Source organism: Streptomyces sp. R21 (assembly GCF_041051975.1).
Taxonomy (GTDB): Bacteria; Actinomycetota; Actinomycetes; order Streptomycetales; family Streptomycetaceae; genus Streptomyces.
Window position 1 is genome coordinate 3965095 of the sequence record NZ_CP163435.1, and the last position, 16798, is coordinate 3981892.

Here is a 16798-nt window from a genome sequence, read left to right on the forward strand (position 1 = left end):
TTTCAACGAAACGGGAAACCGCAGGTCAGAGCGCGCTGTAGCTCGGTGTCGGGGTCGGGCTCGGGTGCGCCTGGGTGACGGCTCCGCCGTCTCCGCGGTGGCCGGCGCTCTGGTGGCCACCGCTTTGGTGGCCCTTGCCGCCGTGACCGCCGCCGCCGTCACGACCGTGGCCGCCTCCGTGGCCCTTGCCGCCGGGCCCTATGTGGTGGCCGCCGTCGTCGCCCTGGTCACCCTGGTCGTCCTGGTCCCCCTTGCCGGAACCACCACCGGAGCCGCGCTTCGAACCCTTGCCGGAGCCCTTGCCGGAGCCCTTGCCGTCGCCGGATTCGCCCTTGCCGTCGTCCGCACTGTCCAGGACGCCCTTGCAGTACTGCTTCACGCGCGTGCCGCCACCGGCCGCGTCCTCCAGGGCGCGGCGGCGGCCGGTCTCCAGGGCCTTGCCTTCGCGCAGATCGCGGCAGGACGAGAGCAGTCCGCTCGCCCCCTGACCCGACCGGCCCGCGCCCGAGTTCCCCGCGGTGTCGGAGCCGGGCCGCGCGCTCGCGTCCCCGTTCCGCCCGGTGTCGTGCGACGAGGTACCGCCGGAGGGGCCGTTCGTGGTCCCGTCGGGCGTCGGTGCCAGCAGGCCGCCCCGCTGATCGCCACTGGGTGACGGCGAGATGAGCGGGCGGTCCGGTGTCACGGCGGCCGTGACCGAGGCGGCGGGGCCGGGCCGGTCGCCGCCGAAGGGCGTCGGCAGCACTCCGGTTCCGGCCGCAACGGCGACTCCGCCGATCATTCCGGCGGCCAGCGCGGCGGCGAGTCCGAGGCGCGCGGGGCGCCCCCAGCGGGCCCGGCGGCCGTCCTGCGCGGGGCGCCCGAGGCGGACGAGGCCCGCGTCGGCGGCGTGCCCGCGACCCTTGCCGCGGCCGAGCTGGACGCCCTCGCCGACGTACCCCTCCTGGCCCCGCTGACCCACCTGAACCTTGCGGAACGCGGCCAGCGCGGCGGCCTCGCCAGGCAACTCCGCGCTGTTCAGGGCGGGTTCGGCAGCAAGGGAGCTCAGGGCCCGGGCAAGCCGGTCGGCCTCGGCACGGGTGTCGGCGTCGACGTCTTCCACCGGCTCACCGTTCAGCAGCCGCTCCGCCGCGTCGCGGTCCAGCCACCTGTAGTGCTCGTCGGCCATCACACATCCTTCTGCGTCCGCGGACGCGTATGCGTCACACCCGCGGACGTCGACGCGCGTGGGCGCGGTTCTCTTTGCGGGGGTACGGCGTCGAGTGCGGCGGCGGATTCCGGATCGCCGCCGAGCAGCTCCGCGAGCCGCTTCAGACCGCGGTGCGCCGCCGTGCGAACGGCTCCGGGGCGCTTGCCGAGGGCCTCCGCCGCGGTCTTGGCGTCGAGGCCGACGACGACACGCAGTACGACGGCTTCCGCCTGGTCCTGCGGGAGCTGGGAGATGAGGGAGAGGGTGCGGCCGGTGGCCAGCGCCTCCATGGCCTCACCCGCGGTGTCGGACTCGGCGGCCCGGCCGGTCAACTCGGTCTCGTCGCCACCGATCGCGGGGCGGCGCCCACGCATCCGTATGTGGTCGAGGGCGCGGTTGCGGGCGATGCGGGCCGCCCAGCCGCGGAAGCGGTCGGCGTCGCCGTCGAAACGCCCGAGGTCACGGGCGATCTGGAGCCAGGCCTCGGAGGTGACGTCCTCCGCGTCCGGATCACCGACCAGCGTCCGTACGTATCCGAGCAACCGTGGGTGCACCGCGCGGTACACAGTCCGGAACGCGGCCTCGTCCCCGGTCTGTGCGGCAAGCACCGCGGCGGTCAGCTCCGCGTCGTCCCCCAGCACCCCGCGCCCCTCTTTGCGCCTAAACCGGCGCCGCTCTCGCGGACCGGGTTCTCGCCGTCGTGGTTGCTCAATCGATGGTTGCGGTCGTGTGGGGCCCTGGTCCGCAGGCCCGTTCCGCCGTTCGGCGCGAATGGCACGTTACGGCGTGAAACCGCTCCCCGTCCATGTCCGTACAACGTGCAACTATCTCGTCACGCAGTGGGGTGTGACTCGTCTCGCAGTGAGGTGTGACAGAAAGCGCACGCGTGGCGCTGTAGAGAGTACGGGCCGCCGCGCGGCCCGTACCGCGCGACGGCCGGGGCCTCTCCTGTGGGGGGTGGCGGCCCCGGCCGTCTCCGCGATGTGTGCGATGGACGGTCGAGGCGGCAATCCCGGTACGCACGGCGCTCCGCTGCGGCCTGGTGGCGCGGGGTCTACGACTTCCCCTTGGATCTGTCCGGCTTCGGCTTCGGCGTCGTCGCCGGGGTCGCCCGTGCCGTACTGGCCGCGCCGGGCGTGCCGGCCGTGCCGTTCCCGTTGCCCCCGGCGCTGTTCTCGGTGGCGTCGGTCCTGCCCGCGGACGGGGTGTCCTCGTCGAGTTGCGCGGCGCAGTAGGCCGCCACCTGGTCCTCGCCGCCCGCCGCGTCGACGAGCCGTTGCCAGGAGGTGGAGTCCAGCGCCTTGCCCCGGCCCTCGACCGCTTCGTACGCGCGGCAGTGGGCCTCGGTGTCCTGGGCCTGCGACGGGTGGGCGGACGGATCCGCCGAGCCGGTCGTGCCACTCGCGCCGGGTGCGGAGGTGCCCGGGGCCGCCGAGTTGCCCGCGCCCGGCGCGGAGCGGTCCGGGGCGCTGCTCGACGGTCGGGGCCGGCCCTGGCCGTCACCGTTGCCGTTGCCGTCCGACGAGGAGCCGATGGCCGCGACGGCGACCCCGCCCAGCGTCACACTCGCCGCCAGCACCGCGAACGTGGTGCGCAGCGAGCGCTTCGCCTTCGGCTGCCGCGGCCGCCAGTCGTCCCGCCGCCGGGTCCGAGCGGCATGCGCCGCGTACGCCCCCTGGTCCCGCGCCGCCCGGAAGGCGGCGACGGCCCGTGCCTCACCGTCGACGTCGAGGGCTCCCGCTCGCAGGGCGGCGGCGAGGAGGGGTTCCAGGGACCGCACTTCGCCGAAGGCTTCGGCACAGGAGTGCGCCTCGCCAGGGCGGGCGTCACCAGGGCGTGCGTCACCAGGGCGTGCGACGCGACGGTCGGGCGCCCCGCCGTTGCTGTGTCGTTCACCCATGTCCGGATCCATCTCTGCCTCTGCCCGACGACTGTTCGCCGTCCCTCTCGGCCTGCTTCTGGTCGTTCTTGTTGTTCTTGGCCTGGTTGTGGCCGCCCCCGGACTGCTTACCGTTCGTCTTGGACTTCTCGCGGTTCATCTCGACTCCCCCAGCGTCCTGGGGCCTTCATCCGTCACACCCTCGACGCCGAGCTGCCGTGCGAGGCGCTTGAGCCCCCGGTGGGCGGCGGTACGCACCGCGCCCGGCCGCTTGCCCAGGACACGCGCGGCCGAGGGCCCGTCGAGGCCGACGACCACGCGCAGCAGCACGGCCTCCGCCTGGTCCCGCGGCAGCCCCGCGACCAGCCGGAGCGCGCCCTGCGTGGAGAGCGACTCCAGCGCCTGGTCGTGCGTGCTGTGCGTGCCGGGCAGTTCGAGCAGATCCTGTTCGAGCGCGGTCGCGCGGGGCCGTACCTTCAGCCGCCGCAGATGGTCCAGCGCCCGGTGCCGGGCGATGGTCGCGGTCCAGCCGCGGAACCCCGCCCCGTCGCCCCGGAAGCGGCTCAGGTCCCGCGCGATCTCCAGCCAGGCGTCCGACGCCACGTCCTCCGCGTCGTCGCCCACGATGCCGCGCAGATACCCCAGCAGCCCCGGCTGGACGATCCGGTACGCGACCGCGAACGCGGCCTCGTCCCCCTCCTGCGCCCGCGCGACGGCCGCACCCAGCTCCCCGTCGTGAGCCCCTACGCGGCGGGGTTCCCCTCCTTGGCCCAACACTGTCCTCGTTCGTACCGAGATCGTCCGAATGCGCACCGTGGGCCACGGTCCACCGTGTCCACGCCCCCATCGTGACCAGCGCCGTACGCCACAGAAATGTCACAGCCCGTCAGACGTCCCTTCCCTGCCGCCTCTTCCCTCTCGCCTCTTCCCTCTCACCCTCACGACCGGCCGTTCTCCCGCTCGGTGACGCCGCGGATGTACGGCCGCCCGCTCGCGGCGACGTACATCCGCGTCCCGCCCTCGCGCCCCTTCTCCACGAGCGGCGTGACGTGCCGGCCGTACCGGGTGGTCTCCGGAAGGGCCAACGCGCCGCCGGGGTCGCCGTCGAGTTTCCGCAGCAGTTCGTCGAGATCGCAGGAGGCGGTGGGGGCGAGGCCTGAGCTGCTCTTCATGGGCACCTTGAGGAACTTGCCGCGCGCGGATCTCGGCGAGCGCCGTGTCGGAGAGGCGCACGTACGCGTCCTTGCCGCCGGGCACGATCAGTTCGCCGCGTTGCATCGGTCCCATGTCGAAGGTGCCGGTGCAGTTGCCGTCACGGTCCATGAGCAGCGAGACCTTCCGGCCGGCCCTGCCTGCGCCGCCGGCCATGGTCACGCCCAGCCGCAGGGAGTCGGTGGTCTTGAGCAGCTCCGCCCCGGTGCGGGCGAGCCGCGTTCCGCGCACTTCGTCCTCGGGCGTCACCGGCGCGAACGAACCGCCGCGCCACCGACGTACGGCCCCGCGCTCTTCCGGCAGCCACCCGCCGCGCGGCTTCGCCGGCCACCTTGCCCGTAGCCACTCCAGCCACCATGACCACGACTCCGCGCTCCCTTGCTCCCCTGCCCCAGTGCTCCCCATGCGCACACAGGCCCCACCAGATTCAGCGGAACGGCGACGTCAAACGTCACGCGGAGGAACGGGGACGGCCCGCAGGTGACCTTTTCGCGCTCCGCCGCGCTGAAGCAGACGTGACCTTGAATGTGGCGTACGGGGAGGACTGGGACCCGGTCTTCCGAACGGTGTCCGGCCCGTTGAGCAGGCGGCAGGCGGCGGCGCGCGACGCGTCGGGCGAGCAGTACGTGGTGGTGCTGCGCCGGGAGGGACGCTCGCAGCCGGTCGCCGTGCTCCATGTCGCGCGGGCGCAGGGCTACTTCGGGATCTGGGCTTACGACGACCGGGGCCGGCGCACCCGCGAGATCGACCTGCGCGGCCTCGAACCCGGCCGGCTCTTCCTCCGCCACCTCGCCCAATGGCGGTACGACACCGCCGACATGGCGGAGTTCGCGGCGGACGCGGGGCGGGTCCTGACCGACCTCTACCCGGACGGCCGGGGCCGCAAGGTGTGCGAACCGAAGGGAAGGGGCGGCGGCTCGATGCACACACTGCCCGATGTGCCCGCAGAGCAACGCCGGTTACCCGCACGGGAGTTCGGCGATTGGGCCTGGGTGGCGGCGCTGGCGACGGACGAGCCCGTTCCAAGCATCGTCCACGAAGCCCCGGAGACGGACCGGACCCCCCTCCTGCCCACTCCCTCCCCCGCCCCGAGCTGGCGGCCACCCGCACCACTGCGTCCGCGTCACCTCACCGAGACGTTCACGCCGGGCGCGCGCTTCTCACCGCCGTACGCCGGCCCCGTGGGCCCGTACCTCGTCGAGAACGTCATCGACGCCGGACCACTGCGGCTGCCGACCGGCCGTGTCGTCGCCTGTGACCCGGGGTGGAACAGCCCCGTCGAGCCCTTCACGGTCGCGGTGCCGCCCGGTGAGTACCGCGTGGAGCTCGCCGTGGCCGCGTACGCGACCGAGTACGACGGCACGCCGATCCACCTGGAGGACTACACGGCGGCACGTGTTCTGGTATCCGAAAAGCCCACGGACACATGGGAGTTGGCCTTGCGCCCCGGCGAGGACCCGCGCGCCCTGCGGGACGGCGAATTCTTCGGTTTCGACGTGGACACGGGCACCGGCTGCTTCGTCGACGCGGCGGCGGCCGAACGGCTCACGGGCCGCGCGGACACCGTCCCCGACGTCGACCTTCCCACCGACGGGATCCTCGTCCTCGACGACCCGGAGTCCGGCGGCAACCTCATCGCCTACCCGAGCGGCAGGGGCGACGGCACGTACCCGGTGTGGATCGGCCGCGACACCGAGGGCGCCGTCACCTGCCTGGTCGCGGACATGCTGATCCTCCGCCACCGGGAGCTGCTGAGCTGACGGGCCGGGCCGCTGCCGCTCAGGGGCTCGATCGGCGACCCGCTGACCCCTCAGGCAGCCGCCCTCCGCGCCCTCCCGTGCAGCATCAGGTAGAAGGTCTGCAGGGACTCCTCGGGGCCGCCGATCCCGAAGCGGTTGTCGACCTTGCCGAGGGGGTTCCAGACCCGGCCGTCCGGCATGCGTACGCCGACGCGCTGGCCGAAGTAGGCGCGCTGGCCGGCGTCGAAGTCGACCCACACCGCGCCCGCGCGGCGCACCAGCACCTCACCGACGTACGCACCGAGACCGAACAGCGTGCCTCGGGCCCGCTCCCGGTCGGCGCCGCCCTTGCGCAACCCGTCGATCAGGAAGTCGACGACGCGGAGGCTGGCCACGGAGTAGTCCAGCGGCAGGCGGTTGCGGGCCGTGACGTGTGCGACGAAGGCCGTCGCATGCGGACGCATCCCGTCCGCACGCGGCACGCGCTGGTCCTTCTCCCCCATGGGCCCCACCCCTTCGCTCGGCGGAGAAGCCCTCTTTTTCCGGCTCCCCGGTTGCCCCAGCGGACGCCGCGTCAGGAACATCACGGGTCACGGAAGTGTCGATTGACACACAGCCAACTCACACCATCCGTACAACCTTTTCGTGTTTCGTACGTCGGTTCGGCGAGGGTCGCGGCGACTGCTTCATGTCCTGCGGCCATGCACGTCGGGCGGCAAGGTCACGCTCCCGGTGAACACGCCACGGTTCTCCGCCCGCACCTCCTGGCTCAGCGTGATGTCGCCGCCCTGGAAGGGGATGAGGAAGGTGAACGAATACCGGTGCGCCGTGAGTCGGTACCCGTGCGTCGGGTCCAGGTCCCACGTCTCGTCGAAGCTCTTGAGGGAGATCTGGTCATCGGTCGCCGTCACCCCGGCGCCGCGCAGCACATCCAGTCCGGGCTCGATCTCCCGCACCGCCCGCTTCAACGCGGGAAGATTCCGGGCAGCCGACAACCGCCAGCGGGAAGCGCTGACTTGAAGCCGCACGCCACCGCCGGGTACCCCGGTGCGGCTCACCTTCGCGCTCTTGGCGTACGCCGCGAACGCGTCCAGCTCGGCGACGGGATCCTCGACGTCGTTGGCGATGTCGGGATCGGAAAGCGTCCCCTTCTTCCACGCTCCGCCGGCCTCCATGACGTAACCGGTGCCGCCGACGACGTAGACCAGCTCGGGCTTGCGCTCGCCCTTGCTGCTGGTGATCGTGCCGGTCTGGTGCAGCGCGACGGGGGCGGTGGTGCGCTGCGCGGTCGCGGCGTACGTGGCACCGGTCGGCGCCTGCCCCCGCATGACGAGCCACTCGTTGCCACGCAGGGCGAAGGTCCACCCCTTCTCGGCGGCCATGGCCTGCCGGGCCCGGGCAACGAACTCCACGGCGGTCCTGGGCTTCGACGCCGACTGCGACTCGGACTTCGGCGCGGGCGTGCCCCCTTTCCCGTCCTCGGGATGCGACGTGCCCTGCGCCGCCCGAGAGGAGGCACCACTCCCCGCCGACTTCCGCTTGCCGTCCTGCTTGCCGTCCCGCGAGGAACATCCGGACACCGCCACGGCGGCCGCGACCAACCCGACGACGACAGCACGACGTCCACGCGAGGAGAAACGTATTCCGGGCAGCACGGAGTAACCCTTCAAAAGGGACGGGAACTTCGAGATCGGCTCGGTTATACATCAGCCGCCGAAGCGTCAGCGAGCGCCCGGACGAACCCGGGCAAACCACGCTCACCCGACACGGCGAGGGATCTCTCAGCCCTTGCTCAGGGCGGCCTGCGCGCGGAACCCACGGCGACCTCAGCCGCCGGTGGCCGCCCGGTACGTGGTGGCGTCCCGGCACAGCAGCCGCAGCGAGCCGTCGCCCCCGTAGCAGCGGCGGGCCTCGTCGACCGGGTCCCACAGCCGCCCGTCGGGCGTGCGCAGCCAGTGGTCGCCGCCGGTCTCCCACCACTCGGCGCCGGTGCGCCGGGCGATGACCTCACCGGCGTACGCCCCGAATCCGCGCAGCACGCTCTCGACGGCGGCGTACGGCGCCCCCTCCCGGCGTATCTCCTCGATCATCCGGTCGACGCGCCACAGACTCTGCTCGGAGTAGTCGAGGCGCAGTCGCGCGCCCTCGCGCATCGTCGCGACCGCGTCCGCCGCCCATCGCATGGGCTTCGTCGCAGCGTGGGGCCTGGTTGCTTGCTGTGCAGTCACACTCCGACAAGCGTGCCGGGGGCGGGATTCGTCACGCGTCCCGGGCCTGTCCGCGACACCGGCCCAGGACCCCCACGCGCCCTCGCGGGACGGTCACAGGAACCCCCCGCCACAAGAGGTTTACGCGCGGCGCGCCCGGCGCGAGACCACCGCGCGCAGGACGCGTCGGCCCTCGGTCGACACGTCGAGTGCGGGGCGCAGTCCGCCCGCGCCGTGGCCCGCGAGCAGCTCCAGGATGGTGACCTGGCGGCGGAGTTCGGCGGCGACGAGCGGTGACATGCCGTCCGTACGGCCTTCACGGCGGGCCGCGACCGACGACGTGCCGTCGTCGGAGGCGTCGAGGAGCCGGTGGATCTGGAGCGCGGCGACGGAGCAGGCGTCGGCCCAGGCGCGCAGTTCGGCGGCGGCGGGCTCCGCTGGGACGGCGGCGAGCATCCGTCGGGCGAGCAGCGCGGCGGCGTCCTCGGGCGAGGCGTCGGGGCCGACGCCCGCGTCGGAGGCCATCGGTTCACCGAGGTCCGCGCGCGCCTTGGCCAGCCGTTCACCCCAGGCGTCTCCGTCCACGAGGCTCGCCCACAGGGGCCGCAGGATCTCGTCGTCGCCGCCCAACAGGGGCACGCACCGATCCAAACAAGCCAAACCGCTCGCTGCCAGACCGCGCTCATCGGCCTGAGCGATCAGTTCCACCAGGCTCATCACGCCTCCCTCGAAGCCCCTCTACAGGGCGCCTCTTCCGTACGGAGCCCGCACTTCCCCTTACTGCGTGCGACGGTACCCGAGTGTCACAGCGGTACGACACCGAGTCTGTCGAGTAAGCGAAAGAAGAGGTTTTCGGCCAAAGGGTCGGCCTCGGCGGTCAGTACGTCGAGCAACGGCTCGGCGGTGATCTCGTGCCCGGCCTCCGCGGCCCAGGCGACGGCGCGTTCGGCGGCGTCGGGCGGTTCGAGGAAGTAGTCGTCGACGGTCAGCGCCTGCTCGTCCTCCCCGAGATAGCCCGCCATCGCGTCCCGCCCCAGGCAGGTCGTCCACGCGCCGCTGTCCGGGGCGGCCGCCTCGACGGCCACGCAGTCGCTGTCCATCACGTACCCGAAGAGCGCGGGCGCGCCGGTCTCCCGGGCGAGCGCGTGCATGCTCCCGACCTCGCCCTCGCCGTTCGCGTACTCCCACACCTGCCAGCCGCCCGGCCCCGTCGACCGCAGAACCATGCCCCGCGCCTCCGCCAGCGCGGGCAGTTCGGCGAGCGGCCCGTCGCCTCTGCCGACGACGTAGTACCCCCAGAAGCCCATGCCCGGTTCCCCCCAGTGGATCGGTTCGGCTGGGGGCGAATACACCACAGGGGGGCGGGAGTACGCCAGAGAAAGGGACGATCCGACCCGTTTCCGGGCCGGATCGGATGGGATCGGGCGGACGGCTCAGACCGCGACGGGCACCGGGCCCTGCTGCGCCTTCTCGTTCTGCATCCCGGTCAGACGCAGTACGACGAGGATGGCGAGGACGGCGGCGGCGATGTCGATGACGTCCGCGAACAGGATCTGGGCGCTGGCGTCATGGAGCTCCTGGGCCGTGTCCGCCTTGCGGTACTGGTTGGATCCGGCCCGGCCGGCGAGGAGCGCGACGACCCAGAGCGTCCACCACGCGTTGACGAGCCCGTGCGAACGGGACCTCTCCCCGGGGCTGCTGGCGTCCCAGATGTCCACCATGACCCGACGCGGGAACCAGAAGTTCACGATCGGTACGAACCAGCTCCAGCACGTCCAGCCCCGCTTCATGCTGTGTCCGGAGGGGCTGAACACCTCGCCGTTGACGCGCACACGCTGGAACCAGATGAGGTAGACGACGATGGTCGCGATCAGGGCGCCCGTCTGCGCGATCCCGGCCACCGAGTACAGCGAGTCGGCGTGGTCGGCCTGCCGCCGGACGGCCGCGCTGATGTCGCCGTCGGCGATCCTTCCCGTGACGTCGTACATGGTGACGTCGGCCCAGATCGCGAAGAGGTCGGTCGCGATGACCAGTCCGAGCAGTGCGGCGGCGGCCTTCCCGAGCCCGACCGGTGAGCGCAGCCAGGCCGGGCCGTGCGGCGAGGGAAGCTGCGTGTCGCCGAGCGGCGGCGCCACCGGCAGACCGCCGGGTGCGGCGGCCGAGGCCGTCGCGCAGTTCGCGCAGAGAGAGCCGCCGGAAGCGGCGCCGAACTGCCGGCAACGGATGCAGAGCATGATGGAGAGACCCCCCGGGTGTGTACGTGATCATGAGGCCGAACGCGTCACGGTCTTCCCCAGAACCTCACGCTCAGCAGGCGGAACATACGGTTCCACGGCCCCGCCCGTCCACTCCGGCCCCCTCCGGTCCCAGCCGGAGCCCTACCCCAGCCGGTCCGCCAGCTTCCTGAAGTCCGCCCAGGACAGCGGCGGTTCGCTCGAGTTCCACAGCTTCTGGACGGTGGCGCGCAGCGGCATCCGGATGCCGGCCGCGACCTGGGCCTGCGTCTGCGCGTTCGGGAAGTCGCCCCAGACCGCGAAGACGCCGCCGAGGATCTGGCCGTCGTACCGCGCGGGGACGGGTGTCGTGCCGCGGACGACGCGCGGGGTCCACTGCTCGTAGATGCGCTGCCCGGTCGGGTAGACGAAGGTCTGCGGCTGGCCGAGCACGTAATAGAGGTACTCGTCGTTGTAGTTGATCAGCTTGCGGCCCGCGCTCAGGTACTCGACGGGCTGCCGGGCGCCGATCTCCTTGCCGGTCCAGTACGCGACTTCGAGGTCACCCTCCGGCTGCACCCGGCTCCCGCGGAAGAACCCGTCGTTCCAGGCCCGCGGCGTCCGGTCGTGCCCGTGCACCACGTCGGCCCGGTCGTTGAGCCAGCCGGTCGCCAGGTCGGAGATCCCCGCGGCCGAGCCGTACTTGTTCCTCGCGGCGGCGGCGAGCTGCGGGTATGACGCCTCCGGGTCGGACACCGTCAGCGCCTGGTACTCGTCGCCGCCGAGGTGCCAGTACGCGCCGGGGAACAGACCGGCGTACTCGTTCAGCAGCTCGTCGACGACCTTCGCCGCCGCGGGCTTGGAGATGTCGAGGGTGCCCCGCGTGGCGATGCCCCGGGTGTTGCGCAGCTGGAGGTCTCCGTGCGCGGCGATCACGGCGCCCAGATGGCCGGGCGAGTCGATCTCGGGGACGACGGTGATGTGCCGGCTCGCGGCGAGCGCGAGAATGCGGCGGACCTCGGCCTTGGTGAGGTGCGGCTGCGACACCACCTCGGGGTGCGTGTCGGACTCGATGCGGAAGCCCTGGTCGTCGGAGAAGTGCAGCCCGAGCTCGTTGAACTTCAGGTCACCCAGCTCGCGGACCCGGTCCTCGATCCAGGCCGCCGTGTAGTGCTTGCGCGCGATGTCGAGCATGAACCCGCGCCGCGGCTTGGCCGGCCGGTCGCGGACGACGCCCTCGGGCGCCGTACCGCCGCCGTGGACCTCCTGCTTGAGGGTGCGCGTGCCGTAGAAGACGCCCGCCTCGGCCGGGCCCTTGATGGTGACCCGGCCGTTTTTGACGGTGAGCGTGTACGACTCGGTGCCCGTGGACGTGCCGTCGAGGCCGAGCTCGACATCCCCGGCACGGGCATCCGCCTGCCCCGCGTACGAGAGCCTGAGCTCCCCGGCGAGCAGCCGGCCCTCGTCGGCGAGTTCCTCGTCGTCGATCACGACGCGGCCGCCGCCCGCCGGGCGCCAGCCCGGTCCGCGGGCCGGGGTGTGCTCGCGCACGGCGGGGATCGTGCGGGGTGTCCTCGACAGGGGGTAACTGCGGGTCGGCGACGGACTGGAGGTAGCGGCGGCGGAGCGGTGGGGCGACGTGGCGGACTTGCCGTCCGACGGACGGCCCGCCGTGGGCGCGTCGCTGTCACCGCTCGGCCACATGCCCACCGTGACCGCGGCCGCGGCGCCCGCCACGGCGACCCCGGCGGCGACGAGGATCGCGCTCGTGCGTACTCGGCTCTGTCGCGCCCGTGCTCGGCGCCTGCGCTCGCTCACCGCGCCAACCTATGACCCGACGAGCACTTCATGCGTCCACCACACGTTCCGAAACTCTCCCGTGCGGGTGAAATTCGGGCATCCGTCGGACAGCTCCTGACACCCCTGGATAACGTGAGGGCACATCTCTCACACGTTCCCCTGCCGACCCACACGTGGCGTCCATGCTTGTCGTGGATGTCACTCCTTTCACCGCCGAGGACCCACGCTGCCTTCGCACCGTTTCCCACGCCTCCCCGGCCAGGTCGCACTACCCGAGCAGAAGGGCGCCGCGCCGTCCCCGGCCCGCCTGGACCCGTTCAACTCCGCGTCCGCCGAAGCCGCCGAGCGTGCCCTGCTCACCTGCCTCCGCAGCCTGCGCTGGGCCCACCGCCTCGCCGACCACCGTCCCTACCCCGACCTGGACGCCCTGCTCGCCGCAGCCGACGAGGCGGCCTACGACCTGACCCCGTCCGACCTCGCGGAGGCCCTGGCCGGCGAGTCCCTCCCGACCCTGCCCGAGGACGCGTACGGGGCGGCCCACATGGCGCTGAACGCGGCACACGCGGCGTACGAGGCCCGATTCGGGCACGCGTTCGTCATCTACCTGGGTGACACGCCCGAGGGCGAGGCGCTTGACCACGCCCTGGCGGGCATCCGGTCACGATTGACAAACGATCCGGAGGAGGAGCGGGTCGTGGCCGCCGAAGAGCTACGGCGCCTGGCGAGAGGGCGGCTCGTGAGGCTACTCAGGGGCGCGGGGAACAGCGCGACAAACCACGACGAGCCCGCACTCGGCAGATAACAGAACAAGCCACCCCAGAAGCCGCCGACGCTAACCCATACGCGTGCCAGTTTGATCACACCGGTAGGCCCCCTGTAAGCCCCACAGGCAACCGTCGCTACGATGCATGGGGCCGGTGGACCGTACCCGGCCGGGCCCGACCGACCACACAAGCCGGCGCGGCCCCAATCCCCGCTCCCGGAGGGACTTCCGTGCCGGCTGGAACGCTGTACCGCGGCCGGGAAGGAATGTGGTCCTGGGTGGCTCATCGAGTCACCGGCGTCCTCATCTTCTTCTTCCTGTTCGTACACGTGCTGGACACCGCTCTCGTGCGTGTCTCCCCCGAGGACTACGACAAGGTCGTAGCCACGTACAAGACGCCGATCGTCGCGCTCCTGGAATACGGCCTCGTCGCCGCGATCCTCTTCCACGCGCTCAACGGTCTGCGTGTCATCGCCGTCGACTTCTGGTCCAAGGGCCCGCGGTACCAGAAGCAGATGCTCTGGTCCGTCGTCGGTATCTGGGTCGTGCTGATGGCCGGGGCCCTGTACCCCGTCCTCGGTCACGCATTCCGCGAAGTCTTCGGGAGCTGACGCAGATGTCCACCACTGAAACCGCCACCTCCGGCATCGGGCCCGTCGAGGGCGCGGGAGTGTCGGCGTACGACGTCGACAACCCGGCGCCGCTCATCGAGGCCCCGCGCAAGCGGACCAAGAAGACCCCCAAGTCCACCCGTGGCAACTTCGAGATGTACGGCTGGCTGTTCATGCGCCTGTCGGGCGTCGTGCTGGTCGTCCTGGTCATCGGGCACCTGCTGATCCAGCTCGTCCTGGACGGCGGCGTCTCCAAGATCGGCTTCGCCTTCGTGGCCGGCCGCTGGGCGAACCCCTGGTGGCAGGTCTGGGACCTGGCCATGCTGTGGCTCGCGATGCTGCACGGCGCCAACGGCCTGCGCACGGTCATCAACGACTACGCGGAGCGCGCGAACACACGCCTGTGGCTGAAGGGCCTGCTCTACACCGCCACGGTGTTCACGATCCTGCTGGGCACGCTGGTGATCTTCACCTTCGACCCGAACATCCGCTAGGCACGGGGCTGAGGCAACCACCATGAAGATCCACAAGTACGACACCGTCATCGTCGGCGCCGGTGGCGCGGGCATGCGCGCGGCCATCGAGTCGACGAAGCGCAGCCGCACCGCCGTCCTGACGAAGCTCTACCCCACCCGCTCCCACACGGGCGCGGCGCAGGGCGGCATGGCCGCCGCGCTCGCCAACGTGGAGGAGGACAACTGGGAGTGGCACACCTTCGACACGGTCAAGGGCGGTGACTACCTGGTCGACCAGGACGCCGCCGAGATCCTGGCGAAGGAGGCCATCGACTCCGTCCTCGACCTGGAGAAGATGGGCCTGCCGTTCAACCGGACGCCCGACGGGACGATCGACCAGCGCCGCTTCGGCGGTCACTCGCGCAACCACGGCGAGGCCCCGGTCCGCCGGTCCTGCTACGCCGCGGACCGCACCGGCCACATGATCCTCCAGACGCTGTACCAGAACTGCGTCAAGGAGGGCGTGGAGTTCTTCAACGAGTTCTACGTCCTCGACCAGCTCATCGTCGAGGTCGACGGCGTCAAGCACTCCGCCGGCGTCGTGGCGTACGAGCTGGCGACCGGCGAGATCCACGTCTTCCAGGCGAAGGCCGTGATCTACGCGTCCGGCGGCACCGGCAAGTTCTTCAAGGTGACGTCGAACGCGCACACGCTGACGGGTGACGGCCAGGCGGCGGTCTACCGTCGCGGGCTGCCGCTGGAGGACATGGAGTTCTTCCAGTTCCACCCGACCGGCATCTGGCGCATGGGCATCCTGCTGACGGAGGGCGCCCGCGGTGAGGGCGGCATCCTCCGCAACAAGGACGGCGAGCGCTTCATGGAGAAGTACGCGCCGGTCATGAAGGACCTCGCGTCCCGTGACGTCGTCTCGCGCTCCATCTACACGGAGATCCGCGAGGGTCGTGGCTGCGGCCCCGAGGGTGACCACGTCTACCTGGACCTGACGCACCTTCCCCCGGAGCAGCTCGACGCCAAGCTCCCGGACATCACCGAGTTCGCGCGCACCTACCTCGGCATCGAGCCCTACACGGACCCGATCCCGATCCAGCCCACCGCGCACTACGCCATGGGCGGCATCCCGACGAACGTCGCGGGTGAGGTCCTGTCGGACAACACGACCGTCGTCCCGGGCCTGTACGCCGCCGGTGAGGTCGCCTGTGTGTCCGTGCACGGCGCCAACCGCCTCGGCACGAACTCGCTCCTCGACATCAACGTGTTCGGCAAGCGCGCGGGTATCGCCGCGGCGGAGTACTCGGCCAAGGTCGACGCGCACGTCGAGCTGCCCGAGGACCCGGCGTCGCAGGTCGTCGAGCAGGTCGAGCACCTGCGCTCGTCCACGGGCACCGAGCGGGTCGCGGAGATCCGCCGGGAGCTCCAGGAGTGCATGGACGCCAACGTGATGGTGTTCCGCACCGAGCAGACGATCAAGACGGCGGTCGAGAAGATCGCGGAGCTGCGCGAGCGCTACAAGAACGTCTCGATCCAGGACAAGGGCAAGCGGTTCAACACGGACCTCCTCGAGGCCATCGAGCTGGGCAACCTGCTCGACCTCGCCGAGGTCATGGCGGTCTCCGCGCTGGCCCGCAAGGAGTCCCGCGGCGGTCACTACCGCGAGGACTACCCGAACCGCGACGACGTCAACTTCATGCGCCACACCATGGCGTACCGCGAGGTCGGCGACGACGGCACCGAGTCCATCCGTCTCGACTACAAGCCGGTCGTCCAGACCCGCTACCAGCCGATGGAGCGTAAGTACTGATGGCTACCCCGACCCTCGACAAGGAAGACGCAAAGCCCGAGGCGGGCTTCGCCGACTCGCCGTACATCACGGTCACCTTCCGCGTCCGTCGCTTCAACCCCGAAGTCTCGGCCGAGGCGGCCTGGGAAGACTTCCAGCTGGAGATCGACCCGAAGGAGCGTGTCCTCGACGCGCTGCACAAGATCAAGTGGGACCTGGACGGCTCGCTGACCTTCCGTCGTTCCTGCGCGCACGGCATCTGCGGCTCGGACGCCATGCGGATCAACGGCAAGAACCGCCTTGCCTGCAAGACGCTGATCAAGGACATCAACCCTGAGAAGCCCATCACGGTCGAGGCCATCAAGGGCCTCACGGTCCTGAAGGACCTGGTCGTGGACATGGAGCCGTTCTTCCAGGCGTACCGCGACGTCATGCCCTTCCTCATCACGAAGGACACGAACGAGCCGACGCGCGAGCGTCTGCAGACGGCCGAGGACCGCGAGCGCTTCGACGACACGACGAAGTGCATCCTCTGCGCCGCCTGCACCTCCTCGTGCCCGGTGTTCTGGAACGACGGCCAGTACTTCGGCCCGGCCGCCATCGTGAACGCCCACCGCTTCATCTTCGACTCGCGTGACGAGGCCGGGGAGCAGCGCCTGGAGATCCTCAACGACAAGGACGGCGTGTGGCGTTGCCGCACGACGTTCAACTGCACGGACGCCTGCCCGCGCGGTATCGAGGTCACGAAGGCGATCGCCGAGGTGAAGAAGGCGCTGATCACTCGGCGTTTCTGAGGTTGTCGGCTGTACGGCTTCGTGGGCCCCGTTTCCTGGTGGAAGCGGGGCCCACGGGCGTGTCGGGCCACGATCGGGTGACGTGGTGCGAACGGGACGCCGACAGCTCGCCCGGCCCACGATGATGCTCGCGACACCCGC

General features: G+C 71.3%; 18 protein-coding genes. 6 read left to right on the plus strand and 12 right to left on the minus strand.

From position 1 onward, the window contains the following. Positions 1-25: 25 nt before the first annotated feature. From AB5J56_RS17670 to AB5J56_RS17690, 5 genes are all read right to left on the minus strand, one after another. Positions 26-1165 carry a hypothetical protein gene (locus AB5J56_RS17670; RefSeq protein ID WP_369233704.1) on the minus strand — a complete coding sequence of 380 codons (1140 nt, stop codon included), beginning with the start codon at positions 1163-1165 and terminating at the stop codon, positions 26-28. Next, positions 1165-1827 carry an RNA polymerase sigma factor gene (locus AB5J56_RS17675; protein ID WP_369233705.1) on the minus strand — a complete coding sequence of 221 codons (663 nt, stop codon included), beginning with the start codon at positions 1825-1827 and terminating at the stop codon, positions 1165-1167. Before AB5J56_RS17675 ends, AB5J56_RS17670 begins: the two co-directional genes overlap by 1 nt. A gap of 413 nt (positions 1828-2240) precedes the next feature. Beyond that, complete coding sequence (locus AB5J56_RS17680; protein ID WP_369233706.1) at positions 2241-3086, minus strand: hypothetical protein; 846 nt, start codon at positions 3084-3086, stop codon at positions 2241-2243. 135 nt (positions 3087-3221) lie between these two features. Continuing rightward, on the minus strand, positions 3222-3839 hold the full coding sequence (locus AB5J56_RS17685; RefSeq protein ID WP_369233707.1) for an RNA polymerase sigma factor: 618 nt from the start codon (positions 3837-3839) through the stop codon (positions 3222-3224). A gap of 164 nt (positions 3840-4003) precedes the next feature. Then, positions 4004-4237: a hypothetical protein gene (locus AB5J56_RS17690; protein WP_369233708.1), complete on the minus strand. Its 234-nt coding sequence runs from the start codon at positions 4235-4237 to the stop codon at positions 4004-4006. A gap of 555 nt (positions 4238-4792) precedes the next feature. Between AB5J56_RS17690 and AB5J56_RS17695 the strand changes: the two genes are divergently transcribed. Beyond that, complete coding sequence (locus AB5J56_RS17695) at positions 4793-6037, plus strand: DUF4241 domain-containing protein (RefSeq protein WP_369233709.1); 1245 nt, start codon at positions 4793-4795, stop codon at positions 6035-6037. Positions 6038-6087: 50 nt separating this feature from the next. On the opposite strand, the gene AB5J56_RS17700 is transcribed toward AB5J56_RS17695, so the two are convergent. The 7 genes from AB5J56_RS17700 to AB5J56_RS17730 all read right to left on the minus strand — a co-directional run bounded on the left by AB5J56_RS17700 (position 6088) and on the right by AB5J56_RS17730 (position 12140). Next, positions 6088-6519, minus strand: coding sequence for a hypothetical protein (locus tag AB5J56_RS17700; RefSeq protein WP_369233710.1), 432 nt, complete (start codon positions 6517-6519; stop codon positions 6088-6090). Between the two features lie 183 nt (positions 6520-6702). Beyond that, a complete protein-coding gene (locus tag AB5J56_RS17705; protein ID WP_369233711.1) occupies positions 6703-7671 on the minus strand; it encodes a hypothetical protein in 969 nt (322 codons plus the stop codon). A 171-nt stretch (positions 7672-7842) separates the two neighbouring features. After that, positions 7843-8244 carry a hypothetical protein gene (locus AB5J56_RS17710; RefSeq protein WP_369233712.1) on the minus strand — a complete coding sequence of 134 codons (402 nt, stop codon included), beginning with the start codon at positions 8242-8244 and terminating at the stop codon, positions 7843-7845. A gap of 120 nt (positions 8245-8364) precedes the next feature. Continuing rightward, the gene (locus AB5J56_RS17715) at positions 8365-8940 is read right to left on the minus strand and encodes a hypothetical protein (RefSeq protein ID WP_369233713.1); all 576 of its coding nucleotides are present in this window, start codon (positions 8938-8940) and stop codon (positions 8365-8367) included. A gap of 86 nt (positions 8941-9026) precedes the next feature. Further along, positions 9027-9530: a hypothetical protein gene (locus AB5J56_RS17720; RefSeq protein WP_369233714.1), complete on the minus strand. Its 504-nt coding sequence runs from the start codon at positions 9528-9530 to the stop codon at positions 9027-9029. Between the two features lie 126 nt (positions 9531-9656). Continuing rightward, a complete protein-coding gene (locus AB5J56_RS17725) occupies positions 9657-10457 on the minus strand; it encodes a DUF4328 domain-containing protein (RefSeq protein ID WP_369233715.1) in 801 nt (266 codons plus the stop codon). Positions 10458-10601: 144 nt separating this feature from the next. Further along, complete coding sequence (locus tag AB5J56_RS17730) at positions 10602-12140, minus strand: glycoside hydrolase family 20 protein (protein WP_369242613.1); 1539 nt, start codon at positions 12138-12140, stop codon at positions 10602-10604. A 403-nt stretch (positions 12141-12543) separates the two neighbouring features. Here AB5J56_RS17730 and AB5J56_RS17735 point away from each other — a divergent pair, with 403 nt between their 5' ends. From AB5J56_RS17735 to AB5J56_RS17755, 5 genes are all read left to right on the plus strand, one after another. Continuing rightward, positions 12544-13038: a 2-oxo-4-hydroxy-4-carboxy-5-ureidoimidazoline decarboxylase gene (locus AB5J56_RS17735; RefSeq protein WP_369242615.1), complete on the plus strand. Its 495-nt coding sequence runs from the start codon at positions 12544-12546 to the stop codon at positions 13036-13038. 191 nt (positions 13039-13229) lie between these two features. After that, entirely contained in the window at positions 13230-13610 is a 381-nt protein-coding gene (gene sdhC, locus AB5J56_RS17740) for a succinate dehydrogenase, cytochrome b556 subunit (protein ID WP_369233716.1), read from the plus strand. 5 nt (positions 13611-13615) lie between these two features. Then, positions 13616-14104: a succinate dehydrogenase hydrophobic membrane anchor subunit gene (locus AB5J56_RS17745; protein ID WP_369233717.1), complete on the plus strand. Its 489-nt coding sequence runs from the start codon at positions 13616-13618 to the stop codon at positions 14102-14104. 22 nt (positions 14105-14126) lie between these two features. Continuing rightward, positions 14127-15884 (plus strand): succinate dehydrogenase flavoprotein subunit, encoded by a 1758-nt coding sequence (sdhA, locus tag AB5J56_RS17750; protein WP_369233718.1) that lies wholly within the window; start codon positions 14127-14129, stop codon positions 15882-15884. After that, complete coding sequence (locus AB5J56_RS17755) at positions 15884-16657, plus strand: succinate dehydrogenase iron-sulfur subunit (RefSeq protein ID WP_369233719.1); 774 nt, start codon at positions 15884-15886, stop codon at positions 16655-16657. The genes sdhA and AB5J56_RS17755 overlap by 1 nt, the downstream gene beginning before the upstream one ends. Positions 16658-16798 lie beyond the last annotated feature (141 nt).